The organism is Streptomyces sp. NBC_01460 (assembly GCF_036227405.1).
In the GTDB taxonomy this organism is placed as follows: Bacteria; Actinomycetota; Actinomycetes; order Streptomycetales; family Streptomycetaceae; genus Streptomyces.
This window is the reverse complement of the sequence record NZ_CP109473.1, coordinates 7,446,540-7,473,539: the sequence shown is the minus strand read 5'-3', so window position 1 is coordinate 7,473,539 and position 27,000 is coordinate 7,446,540. Positions and strand designations below refer to the sequence as shown.

The 27,000-nt window shown below is 74.9% G+C and carries 2 protein-coding genes; both read right to left on the bottom strand.

Annotation, left to right across the window (positions count from 1 at the left end):
• Position 1: 1 nt before the first annotated feature.
• Positions 2-595 (bottom strand): type VII secretion system-associated protein, encoded by a 594-nt coding sequence (locus OG488_RS33550; RefSeq protein WP_329236083.1) that lies wholly within the window; start codon positions 593-595, stop codon positions 2-4.
• Positions 588-26,987 (bottom strand): lonely Cys domain-containing protein, encoded by a 26,400-nt coding sequence (locus OG488_RS33545; RefSeq protein WP_329236081.1) that lies wholly within the window; start codon positions 26,985-26,987, stop codon positions 588-590. The genes OG488_RS33550 and OG488_RS33545 overlap by 8 nt, the downstream gene beginning before the upstream one ends.
• Between the last annotated feature and the right edge of the window lie 13 nt (positions 26,988-27,000).

The window sequence follows — 27,000 nt, the reverse complement described above, 5'->3', positions numbered from 1 at the left end:
TTCAGGGCGCGGGCGCGCGGAGCACCTCCGCGAGCCCGTCCGTGGCCAGCACCATGCTGACCGGGGCCGAGCTGTTGAGGCACAGGCTGTGGCCCGGGGGGATCCGGCCGAGCAGCTCGGCCACCGGCAGCCGTACGGACCCCAGCGGCCCGGCGGCCCGGAGGTGACGGGGCGAGGTGTAGACCGGGACCACCGCCGTGCCGTCGGGCGCGGACGCGCTGACCGGCTCGCCGTCCGCCGTGACGAGCACGGCGACCTCGGCCCCGGCCAGGGCGGTGGTGACGTCCTCCACCGGGCCGTACCCGGTGGTGGCGAGCTGGACGGCGCGGTCCACGTCGTCCAGGGGCGCGGGCCACCCCATCGCCTCCGGCGACGGCCTGTAGTCCTCGTTGTCCTCCCACGCGACGATCTCGCCCCGGGAGTCGGAGCGCCACTGGCCGACCACGGCCCACTCCGGCGGCGGGCCGTCCCCCTGCCACGCGGGATCGCTCAGGTAGAGCCAGTGGCCGGGCGCCAGCCTGGCCGCCTCGACGAACTCCTCGGGAGGCGCGGGGTCCAAGGGGGCGGCCGGGTTCTCGGCGGCGGACTCACTCATCTGTTCCTCGTTCGCTGGGGGTGCCTGGGCCGGTCTCGGCGGACGCACCGTCACGTCCGGGGGGCGGCGCGAAGTGCGGGTTGGCGACGTACGGTCCGACCGGGACGCCGTACTCCATCGGCTGTGCGCCACGGATGTACCGGCGGTCGATGCCTCCGGGGAAGAGGATCTCCTCCTGGTCGGGGAAGGGCGAGGCCAGCCCCAGGGTGGCGTTCACATCGATGCCGCCGGGGGCCTCGATGTCGTAGCGCCAGCGGTAGCGCCGGTGCAGGGCGGCGGCGCCCATGGGATTCGCGCGGGCGCTGTCGCGCACGTAGTCACGGTTGGCCGTCGCACTGGCGAAGACGGTGTGCGGGACCTGGGTGCTGCCTCCGTACACATGGTCGATGAGGTGCACCCTGTCCGGGCCGTACGGCTCGAGCCCGTCGCGGAAGATCCGCTCGGGCCCGTCGGGGGCGAAGCGGTACAGCGGGCCGTCGTGGTCACGCCACAGCGCCTCGGGGAAGGTGCTGCCCGTCAGCGAGGCCGGGTGCGCGGCGACGGACGCCGGGTCGACGGGCGGGGTCGGGCTCACCGGCCCGGTGGCGGGCCAGCCGGCCGGTACGGGTGAGGGGTCCGGCTCGTCGGGGGTGAGCGGCACGGTCGACAGGCGGGAGGAGGCGACGAGTCCGCGGCCGGGCAGGTACCAGTCCCAGGCCGGTCCCTCGGTGTGCACCCGCCCGGTCATGTCGGTGACGCCTCCGGCCGAGGGGCCCCCGGGGTTGTACTCGCCGCGCAACCCCAGCGAGGGGATCTCGGCCACGAACACGTGGAGGTCCGGATCGTCCTGGCCGTAGCCCCACACGGTGTGCCGGTCGGTGGAGACGGCCACCGGGAATTCCTCCAGGGTCTCCGCGAACCTGACGTCGAACCGGCCGTCCGGCGACCAGGACGGGGTCTGTCCCGTCGGACCGGCGCCGTTCGCGGCCGTGTCCGCCGTGCCGGGCGGCGGCCCCGCGCCGAGCGGCGGCTCGACCGGGCGCGGATCCTCCTGGGACCCGGTGGGGTGGGCGGGCCGCGCACCCTGCCTCGGCGAGGTCGTGTCCGGGTCGGTCATGGCCAGGTCGGGGAAGCCCGGTCCCCGCGTGTCGAAGTCGAAGTGGCCGAGGTCGGTGGGGTCCAGGTCCATGGGGTCCGGGGCCGCGGGGTCGAGGGCCGGCATGTCCGCGCCGGTCCCCGACCGCGTCGTCGGCGCGGTGTCCGCGTCGGCCCGAGCCGCTTCCGCGGGGCCCTGGGACGGGGTGGCCGTGGCGGGCGGCGGGGTCCGGCGCTGCCGCAGGCCCAGGCCGGAGCGGAGGGTGTCGGCCAGCTCCGCCGCGGAGGCCGGTACGGCCGCGGTGCCGGTTCCGGCGTCCAGCAGACCTGCGGCGACGCGGCGTACCGCGTCACGGAAGTCGTCGCCTGCGTAGCGGGAGTCGGCGAGCGCCGGGTGCGGCTCCGCCGGCAGCACCAGGGCGACGGCGGCGGCCCAGGCGCGGGTGGTGCCGGCCTCGGCCGTGCCCTCGGGTGCCCCGGCCGCGAAGTCGGCGTACGCCTGCGCCCACAGCCGTCGTGACGTCCGGGCGGCTGCCTCGTCCATCGCGTCCGACCATGCGCCGGGCCGGGCCATACGTACCCGGAGCAGTTCCAGGAGCGACAGCTCGCCCGCGGGCAGCCGGCCGTCGCCGCGCAGCATCATCTCGGTCCGCCGGCCCTGGGACAGAGTGATGCCCAGGGCGTGGAGCTCCTCAGGAGTGACGGTCTCGTCGTCGGCGGCTCCCGGCGAGGTGGGAGGCAGGTCCGCCTCGGTCAGCTGCCCAGCGGTCCAACGGCGTCGGGCCGCGTCCCTCGGGACGACCGGGGAACCGCCGGAGGCGTCGCTCCGCGCCGCTCCCACGGCGTCCGGCGCGATGCCCAGGGCCCACAGCCGTGCCTGGGCGTCCTCCAGCCGTACGCGCGCCTCGTCGACGCGGGTCCAGGCCTCGGCCACCGCCGTGCCGTCGCCGCCGGCCCGCTCCAGGGCCGCCGCTCCGGCGGCGGCCTCGCCGAGCGCGGTCAGCTCCCGCGCGTGCGCGTCCCATGCGGCGGCGAGGTCCTCAGGGACGGCTCCGGTGGGCGGGGGCGTGGAGGAGTTGACCGCTGCCGCCGCCGGACGGGGCCGTGCCTGCGTGTCCGGCCCCGTGTCCACGGCGCCGGAGCCGTCCCCGTCGGAGGGTGTGGTCCGCCCCCAGCTGCCGGCGGTGGCCGGCTGCCCGTCGGGGCCCGGCAGCATCGCCACGGTGTACGTCCCCGTGGCCGGGTCGTGGTGGAGCGTGGTGGCGCCGTGGGTGGTCCACCAGTTCCTGGCCGAGTTCCGGGCGCCCTCCCCCGGCAGGCTGCCCTGGACCGGTCGTGCCCCGGGCCTGCCGTGCGGGACCACCGCGATGACCTCGGCGTACCCGTCCTCGACGAGCAACGCGGGATCCCGGAAGACCAGTTCGCCGAACTGCTCCGGCTCCACCGCGCCGGGCAGGCGGAGCCCTCCGGCGTCCCCGTCGGCCACGTACACGAACGGCGTCGGGCGGTGCGGGTCGGCCGCCCAGGGGGCGGGCTCGGTGCCGACGGGGACGAGCGAGCCGTCGGGCGCGTACCCCAGCAGCGTGAGCGTGGCCGCGTCGAAGGCGCCCTGCGGCCGGGCCGTGCCGTCCAACGCCCTCCCCCAGGCGTCCCCCTCGTCGTCCGTCAGGAGCCGGTCGGGCTCCAGCGCGCCCTGCCGCTCCAGGTGATACGCGGCCACCTCGTGGAGCCGCCGCGGATCGCGGCCCGTGGCAGCCGCCTGCCGCGCCACGAGGACCGCTTCGTCGAATCGTGCCGGGTCGGGGGCGGGCAGGTGCAGCACCGCGGCGGCGAACGCGCCCCGGTCCGGGTGGGCGGCCGTCACCATGGCGGTCCTGAACGACGCCCACAGCAGACGTGACCACTCGGCCTCGCCCACCGGCACGGTGGCGTCGAGTCCCAGGATCTGCCGGGCGAGGGCCTGGCGGCGGGGGGACGAGGTGAGACCGTCCAGCATGCGAACCAGATGCGGCAGCCCGATCCAGTCCGTCAGCGGGCCGCGCGGTCCCGCGTCCCAGCGGCGGGCCGCCTCCGCGAGCAGGCTCCGGTGGCTGTCCGGTGTGAACTGCGGGGCCTGGCCGGGCAGGAGCCCGCCCGCGTGGTACCGGTTCAGGACCTGCTCGTACAGGTCCAGGGTGAACTGCCGTGCGCCGTCGCGGTTCAGGCCCGGATCCGCCTCGCGCATCAGGTCGATCGCACCCGCGCCCCGCAGCAGCTCCGGATGGTCGGCGGCCTCGTCGGCCAGGGGGCCGAAGATCTGGCGCAGCGCCCGGACCAGCCGCAGGGTCCGCTCCCGTACGGCCTCGGGGGCGGGCCCCGGACCGTGGTGCAGCCCGGCCTCCCGGGCCCGGCGGTCCAGCGCGTCCCCGGACGGCTCCGGGAGGAACATCACCCACGGGTGGGCGCGGCCCCGGGCGTCGGTGTGCAGGCTGATCGAGGTCTCGGGGTCGTCGGGCCGCGCCTGTCCGGCGCTGTTCATCAGGGTGGAGGCGAACACGGTCCGGCCCGTCCCGTTCGCCGTGTGCTGGCCTACCGCCACGGTGGCGAGCGGGTCGGGTACGAACGGCGGCGGGCCCTCGATGTGGCGCCCGTGCATCTCGCCGATGCCGGCGGGCGTCGCCGCGTAGCAGACGAGGAGCGCCACCGGGTGCTCGGGGGCGAGCGAGGCCAGGCTGCGGCGACGGGCGAGCGTACGGGCGAACCGCGGCCCGTCGTCCCGGCGCTCCCCGTCCGGGGTGTGCCACATCACCGCGCCCGGCAGGCCGTGGTTGTTGGGGAAGTACGGTGCGGGCAGGTTGAGTTCGGCCCACGGCACGGTGTGGGCGGGGTCCGGGGTGTCGTAGGAGTTGCGCAGGTAGGCGTAGGAGGTGACGGTCCCCAGTCGGCTGTGCGTCAGCGTCCTCGACCAGCCCCCGTCGTTCTCCTCCCCTGCGAGATCCATCGAGATGTAGCCCGTCGACCGGTTGCCGTGGTGGGCGATGGAGAGGGCGCTCACCCGGTCGTCCGCGTCGGAGGGCTCCGCGGGAACCGTGCCCGGCGTGTTGGAGAACCACTGGCCCCGGGACGCCTGCTTCTCCTCGTCCAGCAGCAGGAGCATCGAGCGGTCCGGCACGTTCGGGAGGCGCCCGATCCCGGAGCGGCCGGTGGTGGCCCACACCTCTCTGCCGAGCCGGTCGGCGAGCCCGCGCGGCAGCTCCAGGTCCGCGCCGGTGGGCCGGGCGACGTGGAGCAGCACCGGCACATCTGCCTGCCGACCCGCCAGGTTCGCGTCGAGGGCCATCAGCTCGTGGAACACCTCGGGCGGCACGGGACGTGCGAACCCGCCGAGCCCGCGCACGACGACGGCCTCCTCCTGGCCGCCGAGCAGAAGGAGGTAGGGGTCGGGGTGGGCGGGCGTGGGCCGCCACGGCGCCGTCTCCGGCCCGCTGCCCCCGGACGCACCGTCCGGGGCGCGCGAGACGCGACCGGTGCCGGCCGCGTCGAAGTCGGCCGGCAGGGGCCGTCCGAGCCAGTTCCAGCCGCGCGGTCGCCCCTGCGCGTCGACGATCCGGAAGTCCCCGTGGAAGGCCCCGCGTCCGGCCAGGTAGTGGGCGGACAGCGCGGCAGGGGTCCGCGCGCCGGCCGCGAACGGGGCCGTCACCAGCCGGACCAGGGCGCCGCGCGCACCGGCGTCCACGAGGTCGGAGGGGTCGAGCAGCAACACCCGGCGGACCATCGCGTCCAGGTCCAGGAAGCCACCGCGCAGCTCCGGGTCCGCCGCCCGCATCCGGTCCAGCCGCTCCAGCGCCTCGGCTGCCCGTGGCCGGTCGACGCCGTTCAGGGCGCCCAGGCCGTACAGCGCGTCGAGGACCGCCTCCCGGTGCTGCTCCGCCTCGTCGGGCGACACGACCGGCGGCGTCGCGGAGGGACCCTGTCGTGCGGCGGGCGGACCGGACGGGTTCGGCAGCTGCGGCACCGGGCGGTTCGCCTCCGCGGCGACGGGCCGGGTGTGGACCGTCCGGGCCCTGCCCGGACGGTGCGGGAGCGTGGCGTGGGTGTCCGCCGCGCCCTCGCGGGTGCCGGTGCCCGTGGTGGGCAGGGGATTCGACTCGTCGAGCAGCGCCCGGGCGTGCTCGTCGGGGAAGAGGCCGTCCCGCGCGACGTTCTCGCGCAGCTCCTGCTCGGTGAGCGGGTGGATGTTCCAGTACCGCCCCCAGTTGTCGGCGTAGTCCAGGGCCGGGTCGTGGCCGTCCACGTCGTCGAGGGCCAACTGGGCGCCGCGCATCACCTCGTGGGCGGTGTGGTGGCCCACCGTGAGCGAGATGGCCAGCATCCCGGCCCGGATCAGGCCGAGGTCCAGGTCGACCCCCCACTTCTCCCGCATCCGGGCGGCGTGCAGCACGAAGCGGTACGTGGACCCGGCGGTGCCGGTCGCCACGAGGCCGCCCGAGTCCTCGGAGGTGCCCTGGAAACCGGCGTCCAGCGGGATGTCGTACACCGCTGTCGCCGGCATCCAGGTCAGTCCGGCCTCACCGACCGCGAACCTGCGCTCCGCCTCACTCAGCGGCGGCCGCGCGGTGTCCGGATGCGCCGGGGTCACCACCGACCGCTGCAGCTCCGCGACCGCGGCCTCCTTCTCGGCCACGGGCATGTCCGACGCGGCGATCTCCAGGGCGCGGCGCATGAACTCGGCGTAGACCTCGCGCTGCCGCCTGCTCGGCCGCTCCGCGGCGATCTCCGGGTGCTGCTCCTCGGCGCCGCCGAGCATCTCCGGCACGAGGTCGCTGGAGATCCCCTCGTACAGGAACGCCACGAGCTCCCGCAGGTTCCCGCTCCGCAGCACGCGCTGGAGCGCCTCGCGGGACGTGCCGACGACACCCGCCTTCGCCTTGCTGGTGTCTCCGAACGTCGCCAGCGCGCGCGGGTGCTCCCGGCGTGCCGCAGCCCAGGCGGCGGTCGCCATCGTGCGGAACTCCGCCACCACCGCCTCGTGTTCGGCGAGGTACTCGCCCAGTCTCTTGTCGAAGGCGACCGACTCCTCGGCGTAGCGGATGCGTGCCAGGACCCACGGGGGCGCGTCGCTGTTACGGCGTTCGGGGCTCGGCTGCGCGGAACGGCCCGGCGGCCGCGACCTGGCGCGGCCGGTGGTGGTCACGGACTCAGGGGTCGCGGGCCGGGTGACGGCGGGTTCGCCGGTCGTCGCGGGGTCGCCGGTCGACGTCGCCGGGTCGGTCACCGGCCGCGTGGTGGCCGGGTCGGTCGTCGGCCGCGTGGTGGCGGGCTCCTCCGCCAGGGCCGCTTCTCCGACCGGCGTGGTGCGGCCGGACGGTGTCGGTGTGACCAGGCGGTGGTCGTCGATGTCGATCGTCACCTCACGGCCCCGGGCGGGGTCGGTGGCACTGCGCACCCGCTTCGCGGCCTTGGTGAGGCCGAAGTCCCGTACGCCGACGTGCGGTCCGCCCGTCCCGGCCTGGTAGGTGCTGAGCACCTGGGCCAGCCTCGCCGCGAGCGCCGCGGTGACGGCGTCGGCCCGCGCCCGTCCGCTGGCCTGGGAGCGGTTGCCGTGCCCGGTGACGGTGACGGACGGCATCGGGAGGCCGTGGGCCCGGTTCCACAGCCCGGTGCGTGCCAACGCCACGGCCAGGCCGTCGATCGTGTCGTCCGCGTCGGCGGGGGTGTCGTGCTGCCTCTCCCCGAAGCGGACCGTCCGCTGATGCGGGCGCGGCGCGTGGCCGTGCAGCACCACCGTCGTCAGCGGGTTGGCCACGGCGGGCGACTCGTCCGACAGAAGAGCCGCGTTGGTCTCGTGCGCCGACTCGCCGGGGCGCTTGCTGTACGCCCGGAAGAACCACAGGTCCTTGTTCTCGATCAATGGCGCGGCGGCCCGGATCAGCTCCTTGGCGCGGGCGCGCGCCTCCTCCGCCTCGCGCAGCGCCAGCGCGTGCTCGGGCCGGTCCTCGTCGAAGTACCAGGGCAGCTGTTCCGCCTGGTGGACGTCGGCGAGGGCCCTGGCGACGGACGCGAAGCCCTCCGTGCGGGAGATCTCCGCCTCGTCCGCACCGGTGCGCCGCAGTTCGGCGAGGCGCCCCTCGGTCTCCGCGGCCAGCGCGGTGAGTCCGTCCTCGCCGTAGCGGTCGAGGTTCTCGTCGATGACGTCGTCGAGGAGCTCGGCCGGGATCTCGCTCCGTGAGTGGGTCTCGTTCTCCAGCGTGATCTGGTGGGTGCCGTCCTCGGCCGCCAGCACCACCTGGGCGAAGTGGTACGGGGCGTGCGGGCCCACCCGGTCGCCGGGCTTCGCATGGTTGTGTGTGAACAGCTGTGCGCCGCCCTGGTTCGTGGTGCTGACCGACTGGATCAGATAGCCCTCCCCGACCCCGGCCCAGGCGTACTCGTTGACGCCGATGCGCCGCGCGACCGTGGCCAGCCGGGTGCGCGCCGGGTTGTCCTGCGGCTCGTAGCTGAGAGCGCTGCCGTAGCGCTCACCGGGTGTGGGGGCGCCCACCACGCCTCCGGAGAAGCGGCTGTCGAGGCCGGTCCGGCGCGCGGCCCAGCGGGGGGTCACCTCGGTGGCGGGGCCCGTGCCCTCGGCGACCTCCGCCATCGCCTGGGCGAGATGGTGGGTGCCGGTGACCTCCCGGCCGTGCATCCCGTTCACCGGGGCCGTGGCGATGGCGCCGCCGGTGGGGCCCCGGAAGGCGATGTGGGACAGGTGCGCGCCGTCCGCGCCGGCCACCGTGCGGGCGAAGTCCCGTGTGAAGGCGTGCTCCGGACCGCCGGAGCCCGTCAGGAACTCGGGCTCCACCCGGTAGAGCGGCTCGCCGTACGAACCGTCCTCGCCGGGCAGCAGCACGCCCACCGACTCGTCGACCCGCAGCCGGATCCCGGCGCCGGCCGCGGCCAGCCGTGCCGAGGAGCGTTCGATCGCCGCGCGGGTGGCGTACGCCTGCTGACCGTTGCCCGTCGCAAGGGTCGCCAGCGTCCGGTCCTCGGAGACGCGCAGGGGCGGCCGGTCGGCCATGAGGACGTTCCCGTGGTCCTGGCGGGGCATCACCAGGGGGTCGGTGCCGTCCCCGGCCCGCACCTCCCCGACCGAGCGTGGGAGCGGCGGGGTGAACAGGACGCCGGTGCCGCGCCGGTCGATGACGCCGTAGTCGCGCGTCGTCAGCGGCCGGGGGCGGCGCGCGTCGATCCGGCGCTCCAGGACCGCCTGGTCGGCCAGGCGGTCGAACTCGGCGTCCCCGTCGCTGCTCGACCGGTCGTCGTCGCTGTCCAGGTCCGGGTCCGGGTCCGGGTCCGGGTCCGGGTCCGGGTCCGGGTCCGGCAGGCTGTCGGTGTCGCGGGCTCCGGGCAGGCCGCCGTCCTCGGGCGGATCCGTGGAGGCCCAGCCCGCGCCGGTGTTGCCGGCGTCGAGGTCCAGCATGAGGTGGCGGGTGCCGGCCGTCGGGTGGGTGGCCACACCGACCGGGGCCTCGGGGTACCAGACGCGGCGGCCCGTCGTCCCCGCGACGAGGGACGCGACGGTCGCGGCGTACTCCGGCGGCAGCGCCAGGACGATGTCCGCGCCGCGGGGCCGACGGGAGTCGTACGAGATGAGCCGGGCCAGCTCCTCGGCGCTGTCCACCCGGAAGGTCCGCCCCGGAAGGGAGATGTCGACACCGTGACGGGTTCCCTCGGCCACGACGACGTACGGGTTCTGCCAGGGGGCGTGCCGCTGGATGACCCGGCCCCGGCCCCGCACGGCGTAGGAATCCGTCGTGGGCGCGGGCCGCCCCGGCCCGGTGAAGTCCCGCCCGAGGACGTTGCCTTCGCCGTCGCGCAGCAGGGTGTTCTCGTCGAGGGCGCCCCGTCCGGTCTCGATCTGCCGGTCGACGAAGTACAGGGCGAGGTCGTCGGTGCTCGCGAGGTCGTCCGAGGAGGCGTCGAGTGCCAGCGAACCGAGCAGGTGGACGTCCCGGGCGGCCGGCCGCGCCCCGTCGGCCATGTGCAGGACCTGCCGGGTGACACGGACCAGCGCGTCGCGCAGTTGCTGCTGCGTCGGGCGGGTACCGGCCTCCTCCGCCACGAGTCCGTACAGCGCCTCGGAGGTCTCCCGCAGCCGGTCGCGCGGAACACTTCCGAGGAAGGGGCCGAACAGCGTGTTCAGCCAGCCCTGGCCGGCCCAGACCGGAGGTTCCGCCCCGTCGTCGGAGTCCGTGTCGGAGTCCGACTCGTCGGACGCCTCCGCCACCGTGGGCAGGCCGTCCCCGGGAGGCAGCGGGGGCGGCACCGAGCCGTCCGGACCGGTCTGCGGGGAGGCGGCGGGGAGGGACACCGGGTCGACCCACACCGGCTCCCGGAGCTCCGGCGTGGCGCCCTTCCTGGCCTCTGCCCAACTCGTCCCCTCCGGTGGGGTGTGCGGCGTGAGCTCGCCGGCCACCGCGGCCCACAGCTGGAGGTGGCGGGGGCGCAGACCGCTCCCGGCGAGGCCGTCGGGGGCATGCTCGCGGAACGCGCCGAGCAGGCTGCCGGGCGCGTGCAGCCGGTCCGGGTTGCTCGCGTCACGCGACTCGTCGCGCAGGAACAGCTGGTGCGCCAGCTCGTGCGCGAACTCCACCGGGTCGGCGTCGGCCCACCACGCCCGCTGGTTCATCCGCTGGTCCCGGCCCACCAGATCGGCCGTCAGGTGGGGGGCGTCGTCGGGCCCCACCCGCTCGACGGTGACGTGCAGCCGGTCACCGCCGGGCAGTCGGTGCCCCGGACCGTTGTAGAACTCCTCGACGCCCCGGAGGACCCGCGCCATGACGGCGTCCGTGTCGGCCCGCCCGTCACCGTCACGGAGGGCGAGCCGCACGGTCAGGTCGGTGACGGTCTCTCCGCCGTGGGTGAACCGCCGTACGTCGAAGGCGGACCGGACGACGATGCGCGGCCGGTCGTCGAGGCGGGCGCGGGGCGGCCCGGACGGCTGCTCCTCGGCGGGAGCACCGGCCTCCGGGCGCTCCGGACCGGTGGCGGGCATGTCACCGGAGCCGGCTTCCCGCAGCGGGATGCGCAGGGCCGAGTCGCCGTCGCCCTCCGGCACCAGGTAGAGCGCCGAGGAGTCGGCGACGATCCGGTGGGGCGCGGTCTCCTGGTCGAGGCCCTCCAGCACGGGCGCGAGGCTGTCCATGTTGGCGACGCGGCCGATCCATCCGCTGTCGCCGCGCAGGATCGTGCCCGTCGTCGCGTGGACGAAGTCGTGGCCGAAGCGCGTCCACCCGTCCGGCGGGATCTCCTGGCCGTCGGGGAGCCTGAGGTGGCCGGTGTCGGCGACCTCGTAGGTGAAGGGCTCCGACCGGGATGCGGCATGACGCGTCCAGGTGGACCACCGGCCCGGCCGCGTGCCCTCGGTGGCCGCGTCGTCCTCGTCCGTGCGGACCGGGTCCTTGCCCTTCGCTGTCCCGGTGTCCGGGGGCAGGCCGGCGGCGGGTGTGCCGATGGCAGCGGGTACGTCGTCCGCGGACACGGCGTAGCTCGGGTCGACGCCGAGGCGGGGCCGCATGACGGTGACCTCGCGGCCGATCGGCCACTGCTCCGCCAACGGGTCGAGCCCGTCGTCGCGCGAGCCTCCGGACAGACCCCCCGGCTGGGAGCGGCCGCCCGGTCCACGGGTGGCGACGTGCCGGGGCCCGCCCCGGTGGTCGTCGACCGTGACGGTCACGGTGGAGGCCGCCGAGTCGCCCGCGGACGTCCCCCGGTCGCGCACCGAGACCGGCTCGACGGTGAAGCGGTCGGCGGTGAGGTGCGGCTGCGGTGTGCCCTCCTGGAGCTCTGCGAGCGCGCTGGAGAGGTCCTGCCGGAACGAGGCGGCGACCGCCTCGCCACGCACCTTCGCCAGGTCCCGGCCGACGAGACGGCCGCCGCGCCGGCCGGTGACCCGGACGTCCGGCAACGGCAGACCGTTGGTCTCGTTCCACAGGGCGGCCCTGGCGACCACCCTGGCCAGGTACCGGAGGGAGTGCTTCGCGGTCTCGGGCGTCTGCTGGACACCCTTGTCGAAGGCGATGGGCACGGGCAGTGCCAGCTGGCCCCGGAGGACGACGGCGGTGAGCGGATTGGCCTCGGCGGAGGGGTTGTCGCCCAGGAGCTCCGCGTTGGTGTCGTGGGCCGACTCGCCCGGTCGCTGCGAGTACATCCGCATGTACCACTGGTGCTTGCCCGCGATGACGGGTTCGAGCTGTCCGACGCGGAGCGCGGCGGCGCGGGTGGCGCCCTCCAGCGTCTTCTCGGCCGCGGCACGCTCCGGCGAACCGGCGGGCGCCGCGTTCATCTCCGTCTGGGCCTGCTTGGCCCTGATCAGGGCGAGGGTCAGATCGAGGTAGCCACGCAGCTCCGCCAGCGGCTTGTCCGCGCCCTCGTCCGGCTGCTTCCCGATCTCCTCGCGCAGCCGCGACGCGATCTCCCGCAGATCGTCCAGGTCGTGGTTGCGCAGGTTCGCCTGGACCGCCCTGCGGTGCCGGTGGTTCCGCTGGGAGGCACGTGCGTGGTTCTCCAGGGAGATCTGGTGGCTGCCGTCCTCGCTGGCCAGCACCACGGTGACGAAGTGGTAGCCGAAGTGCGCACCGCCGGAACCCGCCTGCGGTTTCGCGTAGTTGTGCTCCAGGCTCGGCTGGCCCTGCTCGCCGGGGGCCGCGACGGACTGCACGACGTAGCCCTCGCCGATGTCCGCCCAGGCGTGCTCGTTGACCCCGATCCGGCCCGCGGCGTCGGAGAGGGCGTCGCGCCGGGGGTCGTCCTCCTGGGCGAGGCTGAGCGCGCTGCCGTACGCGCGGCCGGGCAGCGGGCCGCCGTCGCCACCGGTGGGGCGGTCGTCCCGGCGGACGAGCGCCGCAGCCCACTCCGGATCCGCGGCGGCCGGGGGCATGTCGCCGTCGGCGAGGTGGCCCAGTGCGTCGGCGAGGTGGTGGGTGCCGGTGACCTCGGCCCCGTCGGAGGCGTTGGCCGGCGCGGTGACCACCTGGCCGGCGCCGGGGGTGCGGAAGACCATGTGCGAGGTACGGGAGGTGTCGGCGAGCATGTCGGCGAAGTCCCGGCAGACCTCTTCCGTGGACTGGCCGGAGCGGGTCAGGAAGACGGGGGTCACCAGGAACAGCTGCCTGCTGCCGCCGCCGGGGAGGGGCAGGATGACACTCAGGTCGGGGTCGGTGCGAAGACGCACCGAGGTCCCCGCGCGCGCCAGCTTGACCGACGCGCGGGCGACGGCCTCCTCCGTGGCGAAGACCTGCTGCCCGTACATGCCGTTCTCGACCGCGAGCGTGCGGTCCGAGGAGATCCGCAGGACGGGCCGCTCCGAGAGGAGCGTCTCGTGGTGGTCCTGCACGGACATGGCGAGTTCGGGGGCGTCGTCGGTGCCCGTCAGGGCGCGCGGGGTCTGCCAGCTCCCCTGGATCCCGCCGGGCCTGCGGAAGATCACGTCCGTGTCGCGGCCGTTGACGACGCCGTACTCCGTCGTGGTAAGCGGCTCGGCCCGGCGTGCGTCGATCCCCTCCCGGTGCTCGGAGTCGCCGTACATGCCGACGATGTCCGAGACGTCCGAACCGCTGTCTGCGTCCTCGCCCGGCCGGACGGAGGTCCACACCGCGCCGACGTCGTCACCGTCGCCGAGGGGCCCCAGCGTGATGCGGTCGGTGCCGGTGCGCCAGTCCGTCGTCGGACGGGGGGCGTGCTCCGAGTACCAGACCCGGGCACCGGTCAGGTCGGCCACGTGGCGCGCCAGCGACTCGATGTCGCCGTGGGGCACGACCAGCGCGATGTCCGCGCCGGGGGGCCGTGCCGGGTCGCGGGCGATGATCCTGGCGAACTCGGCGGGGTCGTCCAGGGTGAACGTGCCGCGTGGCGTGTTCAGTTGGACGGAGTCGGTGTCCCCCTGGGCGAGGACCGTGTAGGCGGCCGGCCACGGCGCGGGCCACATGCTCAGCCGGCCGTCCGCGCCCTCCACCGCGTACGAGTCCAGGGGCGGCACCTCGGCCCCGGTGCCGGTCCAGTTCCGTCCGGTGCCGTGCCCGGACACGAGCCGGGTGCTCCGGCCCAGTGCGGCGTCATGGCTCGTCAGGTAGGCGGAGAGGGTGTCCTCGTCGGCCAGTTGGGCCGGGGTGGCGCTCAGGGCCAGCGACCCGAGCAGCAGGAGGTGCCGCTCGCTCACCTCGGTGTCCGGGGCGAGGCCCAGCACCCGCCTGGTCAGACCGTGCAGGAGGTCGCCGTCGGCCACGGACGAGGGTTGCGGGTTCCGCTCGGCGAGTTCCCGGAGCGACAGGGCCGTGCCGACCAGCATCTCGGGCGAGTAGTCGTCCCGGGAGGCGGATCCGAAGAGGAGGTCGAGCCAGGCCTCGTGCGTGGTGTCGTCCGGGGCGTCGTCCTCGCCGTCGGAGTCGCTGGTGTCGTCGGTGAAGCGGAACTGCGCGAGCGACCCGGTGTCGCTGTCGTCGGCGAAGCGGAACCGCGCGAGCGCGTCCGCTTCGGCGCCGGAGAGCGTGCTCAGCTCGTACGCCTCCTCCTCGCCCGGGAGCCCGGGGAGATCGCTCCCGGCCGGGGCCCCGGGTGAGGGGGGCAGGGGGACGGCCGCCGGGTCCCGCGTCGGCTCCGGAGTCAGGTCGGCGCTCCCGGACTTCGGCGCGGGCGCCGGGGTGCGGGTGAGGAGGGGGACGACGTCTCCCCCACGGCGGCGGAGCAGGACGGAGGGGCTGTCCGCGGAAGGCCCGGGGTAGGTGTGGGCGGTGCCGTTCTCCTCGACCAGGGTGACGGTGGTGCCGGTGGCGGCGGCCGCCCACTCCGCGACGGCCGGGTCCGCCTCCGGTCCCCAGGGAGCGGTGGTGAGGTGACGGCGCAGGTGTCCGTCCCGTGCCTCCGCGCTCGGGTGCGGCGCGCCCGGCCGGGTGGGCATGGTCGGCGGTACGAAGAGGGAGTCACGCGTGCCGGGGTCACCCGGCAGTCCGTTCAGGCGCATCAGCTGGGCGGGCGGCGCCCCCGCGCGCCTACGCAGCCGCGTAGCCTCGTGGCGGTCCGTACCGGGCTGCGTGGCCGCCAGGTTCAGGGCCGTGGAGAGGGCGCCGAAGAAGCCGTTGCCGCGCCCGGTGGGTGCGCCCTGCGTGTAGGTGGCACCGTCAGGCGCGGTGAGGACGCCGTCCCGGTCGAGGCGGAAGCGCGGGCCGGTGCTGTCGGCGGGCGGCAGCCAGGGCGCGGTGGTGTGGCTGCGGTGCGCCGGCGGCCGCGCGGACGTGGAGCGTGCGGTGTCCGGGGTGCCCTCGGTCGCCGGGGCCGGAAGCGGCGTGGCGACCGGGGCGACGGATCCCTGGGGCAGGGCCGCGTGGAAGAAGCCTCCCTCCGCGAGGAGGACGGGGTCGGTGGCCGGGTCCACGGCGGCCGGGTCGGTGCCGTGCGGGAGGAAGAGCTGCTCACGGCCCTCGCCGGTGACCACGGTGAGCGGGGCCCCCAGGACCCGGGCGGCCAGCGCGGGCAGCAGGTCGGCGCCGCCGTGGTCGCCCGCACGGCGCTCCGGCGGGGCGGGCTCGCCGTCCACGGTGTCCTGGCGCGGCTCGCTCGCGAACGGGCGGGAGAGCGCGGCCCCGGCGAGTGCCACCCGCTGTGCGGGGGTCGGCCAGAGGGTCACCGGGAGGCGTCCGAACGCCTCGAACTCGGCCTGCTGAGCAGTCGTCAGCCGTATGCCCGCATAGTCGAGTTCGGCCTGGGTGAAGGTGTCCGCGGTGTCCAGGGCGAGGGAGTCGAGCAGGTCCTCGTTGCCGTCCTGGCCGAGCGCCCAGGCCAGGCGGTCGCGTGCGGCGCCGATGGCCTCGGCCGTGACCGCCGGGTCGCCGGGGTCGGCGGCGAACCGGTCGGCAAGGTCGCTCCCGAGCAGGTGGGGCAGCCGTCCCCGGTCCTGGGCGGCGGCGAGCAGCGCGTGGAAGAACGAGGCCCCGTCGTGCGGCACACCGTGGATCTCGCGCACCGTGGCGCCGTCCGGTGAGGTGAGGGTGCGCGGGGCGGAACCGGCTCCGCCGGTGATCGTGTACGGCTCGGGCGCCTCGGAACGCCAGCCGGGCGCGGTGTACTCCTGCGGGAGGTCCTTCACCGGGACCGAGGCCGATCCCTGGTGGTGGGCGGTGAGGCGGGAAGCGGCGAGGTGCAGCCGGTGGTGGTCGGCGGCGGCGTCGTCGGTGCGCTGCTCCCATCGGCGTACCTCGTCACGGGCGGCCTGCCACGCGGTGACGGCCGGGGACGGCTCCACGGCGGCGCCGGAACCGTCGGCGCCCAGGGCGGTCCGCTCGTCGTCGGTCAGGCCCAGCCATGTCTCCCTGGCCCGCGCCCGGGCGTCGTAGTAGCCCTTCTCGGCCGTGGCCAGGTCGCCGGCTGCCTTGGCCTGGTCGTCCCAGGCCGTGAGGACCCCGTCGGTGAACGTGGAGTCGTCCAGGAGGCCGTGGTCGCGGGCGATGTCCTCGCGCAGCCAGACCAGCGCCGTGGTCTCGGCCTCCACGGCGCGCGGCCCCCGGTCGGCCTTGCCGAGCGCGTACATGGCGCGGCTGTCGGTGACCCGGTGGTGCACGTCGGCCACGGCCAGCCAGCTCACCGGGATCGCGAAGAGCATGCTGCGGTCGGTGACGACCTTGGTGTGGGTGCCGAGGGTGGTGTCCGCCGTGCCCTTGAGCGTGGTGCCGTCGTTCGTACCGCCGATCGGGACCGTGGCGCCGGGGTTGGTGACACCCGCGTTGCTGTTGCCGGCCAGTGGTGCGGTGCCCACCGCACCCTCGACGTTGTCGGTGATGCCGGCCTCCAGCGCGTCGGAGGTCTTCGCCCGCTGCATGGCCTCCATGCGCGGCTTGTTCTCGACGGCGAGCAGCCGGGCCCCGCTCCGGTGCATCCTCGCGTAGAGGCGTGAGTCGGCGGTGTGGGACTGGCCGAACAGGTGGGTGGAGGCCTGGGTGGGCAGCGACGTGCCGCTCGCACCGAGCGCCTCGCGGAAGCCGGAGGTCAGACCGACCTGTGCGGTGGCCTCCTGCTGGGCCTGCCCGGGGGCGGTGCCGAGGCCGGTGAGCGGGGTGTGGCGGGCCATGCGCACCCGGCCGTCGAGGACCGTGCCCGTGTGCCGCTGCCCCAGGTCGGTGTCGCCGAGGCCGTCGGCGCGTGCGGTGGCCAGGGTCAGGGCGTCGTGCACGTTGGCAGCGCCTCGGATGTCCACGGCGAGGATGCCGGAGCCGACGACGTCGTCGAAGGGCAGCACGTCCGGATCGGCGCTGCCGGTGGGGTCCCCGCCGGAGGTGCGCCAGGCGGCGACGCCCTCCGGGCGTGCCTGGTCGGCGGTCAGCATCCGCACCGCGCGCTCGGGCTCCGGAACGTCCTGCTCGGTGAGCGCGCCGTCGGCGCCGTCGCCGTCGGGGGTGAGCAGGCTCGCCGGGAGGACCTCGTGGAGGCTGCCGACGGGTACGGCGGAGACGCCGGGGGCGAGCGGGTCACCGGTCGCGTCCGTCATGGTGACCGTCAGGGTGTAGGTGGTGACGATCTCGGCGTGGGCCTGGGTGGTGGCGATGTTCGGCATCGCGGTGGCGCCGGAGGTCTGCGTCCTGGCGCTCGACCGCTGTTTGGCGGCGGTTCCTTGGAGCGACGGGTTGGCGACGAGGATGCCGCTGTCCGCCGCACGCTCGCCCGCGCTGAGCGTCACGTCGGCGCCGCGGTCCTGGGAGGTGCCGCCGGCGGTGTCGCGGGCGGTGGTGCGGTAGTCCTCCAGTTCGTAGCCGGTGCGCAGTCTGTCCACGGTGGTGGTGACCGGCGTCAGCTTGAACGTCAGCTGTCCCGGGCTGCCGCCGACCGGCAGGTGGAACGGGCTCGTCCAGCTCCGGTAGCGGATCGGCAGGGTCATCCCGTCGGTGGTCAGCTCGTGCAGATGGGCGGCGAGGAAGTCCGGGGAGAGCCGCTGGAGGACCTGCTCCCGGTCGTGGGAGGGCACTCCGGCCTTCTCCAGCTGCCCCGTCAGCTGTCGTGCCGCGGAGCCGGCGTCGAGCTGACCGCTGGGGTGGGTGGGGAACCGGCGGCCGCGCAGGAAGGGCGGCACCCGGTATCCGCCGCCCAGGTTGTGCGGGGTGGTGGTGGCCAGGCCGTCGGGGGCGAGCCCGGCCTCGATGACGTCCTGCATCGGGAGGTGGAACATCACCGCGTCACGGATGCGCTGGAGCGCCGCGGCGGCGCGGCGCGGGGCGAGGCTGTCACCGAGGTTCTCGGAGAACCGTCCGGCCAGGGAGCTGATGCGGGCCCCGGAGCGGGTTCCCACCGCACCCATGGCCGCCGTCCAGCGGTCCCGTACCGCGAGGGTCTCGGCGGTGTCGGCGACCACCAGGTACATCCGCCCGGCGTAGGTGAGGGTGGTGTTGCGTCCCCTGGTGAGGGTCTGCGCAACGTTGCGGCCCTTGCCCCAGGCGTACTGCAGGGCGGTCGAGTAGGAGCCGACGACGGCGGGCTGTCCGGGGGCCTGCTGCAGGGGCATGTCCGCTCCCTGGAGGCCGAGGGTGGTGCGCGAGACGGTGCTCGCGCTGCCGTTCACCCGGTGTTCGTTGCCGACGGTGGCCTCGAGGCTGGCCGGTTTGGGGTCGCTCTTGACCCGGAAGTTGCTCAGCTCGCCGCGGATCGCCGCCTTCAGGTAGTGCGTACGGAAGGGGCCCGCACCGTTGAGACCGGTGACGCGGGAGCCGAACGGGCCGAGGTACTGGCCGAGTTGTCCGGCGACGTTGAGGTTCGCCATGGCCCGGCGCAGCGCGGTACGCACCGGGGCGCCGGGCGCGCTGACGTGCCAGGAGGTGCCCGAGGCCCTGTCGGCGGTGTCCTGCATGAGCCGTTGGCGCAGTGGGCCGCCCTCGGTGCTGAGCACCACGTGCGGGGCGCTCAGCAGCTTGCCGGTGAGCTGCCGGTCGGACGCGTCCGTCCTCGGCAGCGGGCTCATGCCGTCGAGGAGTTGGTCCGCCTCGGTGGAGGAGAGCTGCCGCGGTGCGGGGGCCGTGACCGTCGGTGCCTGTCCGGCCGGCGGCGGGTCCGCGGGGCCGTGGTGCTCGGAACCGTGCGCGGCCGGCACGGCGAGCTCCACCCGGCCGACCGTCTCGTTCCCCCGGGTGAACAGCGGGCGTTCCTCGACCTTGCTGACGAAGACGCCCGCGCCCAGCAGGCCGATCGATGCGAGCCGTGCCCAGCCACGCGGACGGCGGTGACCCTCGAAGGAGGCGTTCAGTTCCACCTGGTAGCTGTAGAGGTCGGCACCGTTCTGGAACATCAGGTGGTCGTGGGTGACCGCGACCGTGTTCCTGGTGGCCTTCTGGTCGGTCCGGGCGTGGCGGGCCCCGACCGCCACGCTGCCGGTCTGACGGGGCAGCCCGGCCTCGGGCACCTTGTCGTGGTCACGCGGTGAGATGCCCAGCTCCACACCGCCGGAGAGGGTGACGGCGGCCTGCTGTCCCTGGCCGGAGACCTCGGTGCCGATCACCGCGTTCCGCAGGGAACGCTCGCTCATGGTGGTCTCGAACCGCCGGTCGGTGAGGCGCGCCCCGAGGATGAGCGTGTGGTGGCCGCGGCGCACCTTGCCGTCCTCGGTGAGGGTGACCGGCACGCCGGTGGTCGTCAGGTCGTCCAGGCTCTGCGCCAGGCTGGGCCGGTTGAGCGCCTCGCGGACCTGACGGTCGTTGTGCAGCGCGGTCCTCATCCGCCCGTCGCCGTACCAGAACTTGGCCAGCCGCGGGTGCCGCAGCATGAACGGCGGGACGAACAGCGACGGGTACGACTGGTGCAGCGTGTCCAGGACGGTGTCGGCGAACGCCCGCATGGGGTCCTGCGGGACGGACTGCGCGGTCCGCGGCTGGATCGGGGTGGGTGCCCCGTCCACGGCTTGAGGTTGAGGTTGCGGCTGCGGCTGCGGCTGCGGCTGCGGACGGTCGGGGAGGAAACCCTCGGCCCGTACCTGGCCGCTCAGGTGGACCGGGTCCTCGCGGGTGAGATACCACGGCACCGGCGGCTCGACGTCCGGGTCGGGGCCCGTACGCCCCGGGGTGCGGCTGTCCCAGCCCGCCAGGCGGCGAGCGTCCTGGGTGGAGATCCAGTCCAGGCTGACGACCCGGACGGGGCGGGCCGCCGACGGGAGCTCGCCCGGCTTGCGCACCATCAGCGTGCGCTCCACCCGGTAGAGCGCCACCGGGTGGTTACGGACACGGCCGGTGGTCTTCCGGGCGGCGTCGACACCGAGGTGGTGACCACGCCCGGTGGACACGTCCACACGGACCAGAGGGCCGCCCTGGAGCCGTACGTCGGTGTCCGCGCCGGTGAGGGTGTAGTTGGGGCCGGCGGTGACCTGGAAGCCCAGCCGGGTGTCACGGACGTGACCGCGCTCGTTCTGGTACGTGGTCTGGGTGAGGTCGCGCACCTCCGTCTTGACGGACTCGGCGACGAGGGTGGCCCGGTGCGGCACCGACCGCTCCACGATCAGGTGGCCCAGTGGGTGCTGCCCGCTGCCCCTGGTCAGCTCGGGGCCGGTGACCAGGCCCGCGAACCGGCCGAACAGGGCGAGGAGCCGCCCCGGCCGGACGTAGGAGACCAGGGTGCGGTGGGCCGAACTCCCGGGACGGGCTCCCGAGACGGCGAGGGCGATCTCCTCCGGCGGGTCCACCAGGTGCAGCCCTGTGGTGTCGGTCATCCGCGGCTCGGCGCCCTCCGGGAAGGTGAGCGTGCCGGGCGCCCGCCGGGGTCCCTTGGGGGGCACGGTGAGGTCGTCCGGGATCCGCCAGCTGAGCCCGTCACGCATCGCGAACTCGGCGGCGTGCACCTGGGTGCGCTGCCAGTTCGGCTTCTGCGGAGGCGGGGCGGTCGCTCCCGTGGTGCCGTCGGACCGGGTCTCCGGCCCGGGGGCCACCGGTGACTCGGTGACACGGTTCACCCGGACCCGGTAGTGGACGTCGTCCAGGTGCAGGTGTGAGCCCTCCCAGTTGCGCCACTCGGACTGGTTGTACGCCTGGGTGCCCTGCGCGTAGTCGGTCCTGCGGGTCCAGCCCAGCGAGAAGCCCAGCTTCAGCAGCCAGTTGAGCGGCGGGCCCATGCTCAGCCCACCCGCGATCCGCCGGCCGAAGCCGACGCTGCGCCCGCCGCCCGTACCCGCCTGGCCGCGTCGCATGGTGTCCAGCCTGACGGTGGCACCGCCCACGTCGGAGAAGCGTTCCCACCGGTGGTAGGGGATGGCCTCGACCGTCAGCTCGTGGCCGACCCCGGACTTCTCCCGGCCGACGAAACGCGCCCCGCGCGGGGCGGTGAAGGCGCCGGGCTGATCGATGAGCAGCCGCAGCAGCTCCGCCTCGTCGAACTGGGTGCGGAGCTTCGCCGGCAGCTTGCCCAGGATCTCCTCCGCCACCTGCTCGGGCGAGCGGAGGGTGGTCTTCCCGACCCCGGTGAAGAGTCCGGTCCTGTTGCTCCGCGCGGGCCATTCGGTCCGGCTCCCAGGTGTGCCGTCGCCCGGGTCCGACACCGGGCTGATCAGGATCGCGGGCAGACGGCTGCCGTCCTCGAAGGTGACGGTGTCCGGCACCGGGCCCGGGGGCCGGGCGTCCTGACCGGTCAGCAGGCGTGCCGGGCGGTGCCGTTCGAGCTGGGTCTCCAGCGGCACCGGGTCGCCCCGGTCGGGGGTTTCCGCTTCGGGGGTGTCGAGGTCGGTGATCCCGCCCATGCTCCGCAGCCACTCCCCGAGAGGGCCGGAACCGGCCGGGTCCTGGATGTCAGCCGTGATGCCTGGGTCCTGGGTGGTGCCCGGGTCCTGCGTGGGCTTCGGCTTCGGGTCCTGGGTGGTGCCGGGGTCCGGTTCGGGCGCGAGCGGGGCCGAGACCGGGACCAGCGCGTCGAAGTGGTCCGTCCCGTTGTAGGACAGGTGCAGGACGCCGCCCCGGCCCCCCGGGTTGAGTGTGTTGACGAAGGTGCCGCCCGACGAGGCGTGCGGATCGGGCTGGACGAGCCGCAGGTCGAGGTCGAGCGTGTGCGCCAGCGCCTCCGGAAGCAGGTCGGCGAAGGGCGAGGCCCAGAGCGTGGGGAGTTCGGCCGCCGAGGCGACGAGCTCCCTCGTGCCGAGCCGCCGTGCGTCGGCCGGGGTGGGTGCCACATCGGCGAGGTGCGGGTAGTCGCCGTCCCGCAGGATCCGCTGCCAGGTGGCGGCGTCGCCGTCGGTGACGACGGCCTGGGCGGTCCGGTTCCACTGCCGGGTGATGCGGTCCCGCTCTGCCGGGTCCCGCACTCCCGCGACGGCGCGCGTCCGCAGGTCGTCGACGACGGCGAACACCGGGTCCGGGATCGCCGTGGCCACGGCGTCGCCCAGTTCGGTCCGGGTGATCCGGTCCCGCAGCAGCCGGCGCAGTCCGGCGACGTTCCGCGCGGCCCACGCCGGCGGGACGTCCTGGCCGCGCGCGCTGTCGAGCAGCGACCTGAAGAGGCAGTTCCCTCCGCCCGGGGTGTCCAGCCGCCGGAAGGCCGAGCCGTCCGCGTGCACGGTGTCCGCCGTACCGGGCGTGGGCCGGCTGAGGAGGGCCACGTCCTCGGCGAGGCTCTCCGGACCGCTGCGCGCGGACGTCAGGTCGGGCCTGCGGCGGACGAGTTCGGCGGTGTCCTCGGGGCTGAGGGCCAGCTCGGACAGCGGCAGCGGGCTGTCGGAGAGCGACCAGGTGATCTGTGCCGTGGGCGCGTACGCCAGACCGCGCACGTCCTCCGGAGACACCAGGGTGCTCGGCGGGAGCACGGGCGGCGGCGGGGGGAGCAGGGCGTCCAGCGTGGTGTCGGGCCCGGCGGTGGTACGCAACTCGGCTGCGGCGCGCAGGAAATCGCCGTACTGCCCGGTCGTCGGACCGGCCGTCGGACCGGTCGTCGGACCGGCAGCCGGCTCGCCCGTGGGCGCGCCGATGGTGCCGTGGTGGTCGGTCACCATCCGGCGCAGCAGCTCCGGGGTCATGCGGCCGTCGCCGTAGCGGGCAGCGGTGTCGGGGCTCCGCCAGCGCAGGCCGTCCACGAAGGCGAGCCCTGCGAGGAGTTCCCGGTTCTCCGGGCGTTGCTCGGCGTCCGGGCCGAGGATCTCACGCAGCGTGCGGACCTGCTGGAGGGTCCGGGTCAGGGCGAAGGCGTCGGCCGGTCCCGGACCCGTGTGCAGGCCGATGTCGCGCGCCAGACCGTCCAGATCGGCGCCGCTGGGCTCGGGGGTGAAGACCCGCCACCGTCCCGGCCCGTCGGCGCCCTCGGTGAGCACCGCGCGGACGTTGCCCTCGCCGTCCCTGGCCGTGCCCACTTCGGTGGTCGGCGCGTGGACCCGGCGTCCGGTCCGGTTCGCCACGTGCTGGGCCACCGGCAGTCCCGCCACCTCGGGCTGCCGGCCGGTCTCGCAGGAGAACAGCACGAGCGGCCGGTCCTGACCGTCTTCCTCGGCCCAGGACTTGAGCACCTCACCGAGCTGCACCCCGCTGACCTTCACGGTGGGCCGTGCGGCGTCCTCGGTGCCGAGCGAGACGGTGCGGGAGGTGCCGTGCCCGGCGAAGTAGTCGGCACCGCGGTCGGTGCCCGAGCCGGGGAGCGGACTCGGCGGGCCGGTGAACACGGTACGGGGGGCGGACGGGGCCTCGGTGGCGCCTGGGGCGGCGGGGGCTCCGGAGATGGTGCGCACACCCCGGAAGGTGTCCTCGCCGAGGAGTGCCTGGCGCCCCTCGGCGCGGGCCGTGCCGTCCTCCGCAGGGCTCTGCGAGATGGTCAGCGTCCGTACGGCACGCCCGGGCCGGGGCTTCACCGCGGTGCCGGGAACCAGGCGTCGCAGCTGCGCGAGGGGCACGGTGTGGCCGTCCAGGGTGGTGACGGCCGGCTCCCTCGACGGACGTGACGAACCGTTGCCGCTGTCCTCGGTCGACCCGCTGTCGGCGGGGCGTACGACGATCCGGGCCGACGGAGGCGGCGTCGACGGAAGGGGCGTCGGCGTGAGCGACTCGGGGTGGGTGTCCGGCGTGGTGGGCGGGGGCGGCGGGGTTCCCTCGCCGCCTGGTCCGCGTCCGAGGCCGGCACCCGTACCCGGTCCGCCGGTGCCCCGGCCGTCGGTGTCGTTCCTGCCCGACTCCAGGTGCAGATCCGTGGCGGTCCCGGTCCAGGGGCCGGACAGGGTGGCGAGTTTGTCCGGGGCGGGTGCGGCGGTGGCCGTGGCGTCCGCGTCGGCCGTGGCACCGCGTACGGAGGCCGGCTTCTCAGAGAGCGCCGTCGGGGGTGTGGCCGAGGAGGTGACGGCCGGAGCTGTGCCTTCGGTCGTCACACCGCTCTCGGTGCTGGGACGGGGCATCGCGCCGAGGGCGTCGGCGAGCGGCAGCAGCACGTCGGCGCCGGGGAACGACGTGTCCGCGGTGCCGTCGGCCGTCGTGGTGGGTGCCGGACCGGCGAGCGGGCGGACCAGGACCGGTGCGCCGGGCCCCTCACGGGTCAGCTCCACCGCCGCGCGTACGGGGCGCCCCGCTCCGTCCGGCGCGACCGGCGGCCCGAGCACGACCGCCCTGTCGGTGCCGGCACCGTCCAGCAGCGCGACCGCCTCAGGCGATCCCTCTCCCGGCGGCGGCACCTCCGACACCACGATCGTCAGCGGCGTGGCCCGGGCGGGTTCGGGGCTTCCGGCAGGAGCAGGGCCGGGCTTCACGTCGGGTGTGCCGTCTATGTCGCGCACGTCTCCGGTGTCGGGAGACGAACCGATGGTGCTGATCCGCGTCGGAGCAGTGTCGGTGTCGGTGTCGTCCGCGGCAGGGTTGGTGGTGGTGACGTCGGCCGGAGGGGTGACCACCGGCGCGGAATCCGATGTGCCCGCGTGCGCCGTGGGGTTCGCGGCATCCGGAGCAGCGCCCACGGCGTCCGGGGACGTCCCGGTCTGCGGGGAGGACCCGGTGGCCTGCGGGGAGCCGTCCGCCGGGGCGGCACCTTCCGGGGCGCGGGTGCCCTGTTGGGGCGTGGCGGAGGGGGTCGCCGACCCCGCCGGGACGCCGCCCGGCCGGGCTCCGCTGCCCGTGCCGGCGGGGGTGGCGGCGGCGGGGCCACCCGTGGGAACGGGGCTGCCCGTGGGGACGGGGCTGCCCGTGGGGACGGGGCTGCCCGCTTCTCGGCCCGTCGGCGCGGACGCGGTGCCGTTCTGCGGGGCCGACTCGTGGGAAGCGCTCGGGAGGCCGCCCTCCGCCTGCTCCGGAGACGTCACAGCCGGAGTCTCCGGAGACGTCGCAGCCGGGTTCCCCGGGGCTGTCTCGGCCGGAGTCTCCGGAGACGCCACAGCCGACTCCGCCGGGGGCGTCAGGGTCGTTCCCTCGGGCGGCGCGACCTCCGGGTCGCCGTCCCCCGTCGCGGCCGGGTTCTCCGGCACGTCCCCGTCCACGCCCGCGCTCTCCGGCGACGTACCGGGGGCGGCGCCCTGCGGGTCGCCTCCGGCGGAGCCCTCCGCGACCGGGGCTGCGGTGTCGGCCTGCGTCCCGGGGGCGACGGTGAGCGGTGGGCCCGTCGTGACGGGGGCGTCGAAGCCACCGAGGGCGCGGCGGACCTCGTCGGCGTCGATCTGTACGGCAGGGCTGTTCCCGCCGGGCACCACCCTTACCTCGGGCAGCTGCGACAAGCCGCCCTGCAGACCGTCACGGACGCCGATCTCCGTGCCGCCCGGCGCCGACGAGGTGCCGCGCAGGGCGGCAAGGTCGTTCAGCGCCTGCTGACGGACCTCGGCGGAGCCGCTGTGGACCTGCTGCCACAGCGCGTTCTCGGTGGCGGTCACGGGCAGCGGGCCGGGGGTGTACGACGGCGGGGCCGGGGTCGTGTACGGCGGCGGGTTCTCCGGGACGTAGGGCGGGGGCGACTGACTGCCGGTGACGTCTCCCTGTCCGGTCGGCTGCTGGACGGCGGGAGAGGGCGAGGCGGGCGCCGGCCCGTCCCCGCCCGTGGTGTCGCTGCCCGAGGTGCCCGAGGAACCGTCGGTACGGTCGGAGTCCGCGCCGGAACGCGAGGAACCGTCGGCACCGGTACCAGTGGTTCCGCCGGAGACGGTGGGCGGCCGGTTACCGAGTTTGTCGATGGCGTGGCGCAGTTCGGCACCGCTGTTCACGGCGGTGTCGCTGAGCGTGCTCTCGACCTGACTGCTGACGCCCGCGCCGACGAACGTGGACCAACTGGTCGACCAGTCGCCGTCGAAGGCGCCCTTGATCAGGATCTCCGCGAGGGCCTCGCCCGCGCCGGCGGCGAGGAAGTCGGCCGTCCCCTTCAGCCCGTAGTGCCCCGCCAGCGCACCCGGTCGGTCCGCGTTGTTGCGCAGGATCTGGTTGTTCCGCCACAGGTTGAGGTTGTTCCGGAAGGAGAGCGGATCGTTCCGGAAGGTGACCGGCGGGTTGCCCGACCGGCCGGGGCCGTTCCCGTACGGGGTCGGATCGGGCCTGCCGGGGGTCGGCCCGGGTTCGGGCCTGGGGCTCGGAGAGGGGTCCGGCTTGGGGCTGGGAGTGGGGTCCGGCGTGGGGGTCGGGCCGTTGCCCTTGAAGTCGAGGTCAGGATTGTTCCTCGGGTTGGGCGGACCCTTGAAGTCGAGATCCGGGCCGTTCTTGAGGAAGTTCTTGTCGTAGCTGTTGACGATGTTCTTCGCGAAGCTGTCGAAGATGCTGGTGAGGCCGCCCGCCGCCGCGCCGAACGCCGCGGCCTTGAGGATGTCGTTCCAGTCGAAGCCGTCGGGGCGACGGCCGTCGGGGGCGAAGTTCATCATGGCGAGCCGCACCGCGAAGGTGGTGAAGGCCTCGGCGAACGCCTCGGTCAGGGAGGGTGCCAGGTGCAGCCGCTGGAGCAGGTGGCTCATCGTGGTGAGGATGAAGAAGCGGCTGCGCAGCTTGGCCATCATGATCTGGCTGGCCGACGCGCCACCGGTGAAGAAGGACATCGCCAGGTAGATGGCGATCTCGATGAGCAACCGGATGATCTCGGCGATGACCTGCCACTTCGACTCCATGATGTCCATGGAGGTCTTGCGCCGGCCTTCGGCGATCTTGTCGAGCTGGTCGGCGAAGTCCTTCAGGTAGTTCTTGCCGCCGTCGTCGACGAGCATGCCCATCGCGTTCGCGTACGACTTGGAGAGGTCGTCCGGCATCGACTCGCCGATGTCGTGGATCGACTTGTCGATCAGCGAGGACAGCCGCTCCAGCTTGCGGCCCAGACCGGAGTAGGGCACACGGCTGTCGAAGGCCAGGTCCTCGTCGGCGTCGATGAGCTTCTCCCCGGTGAGGATGAAGATCATCGTGTTGATCTCGGGGGATACGTGGATGCTCATCGAGGTCCGCCCC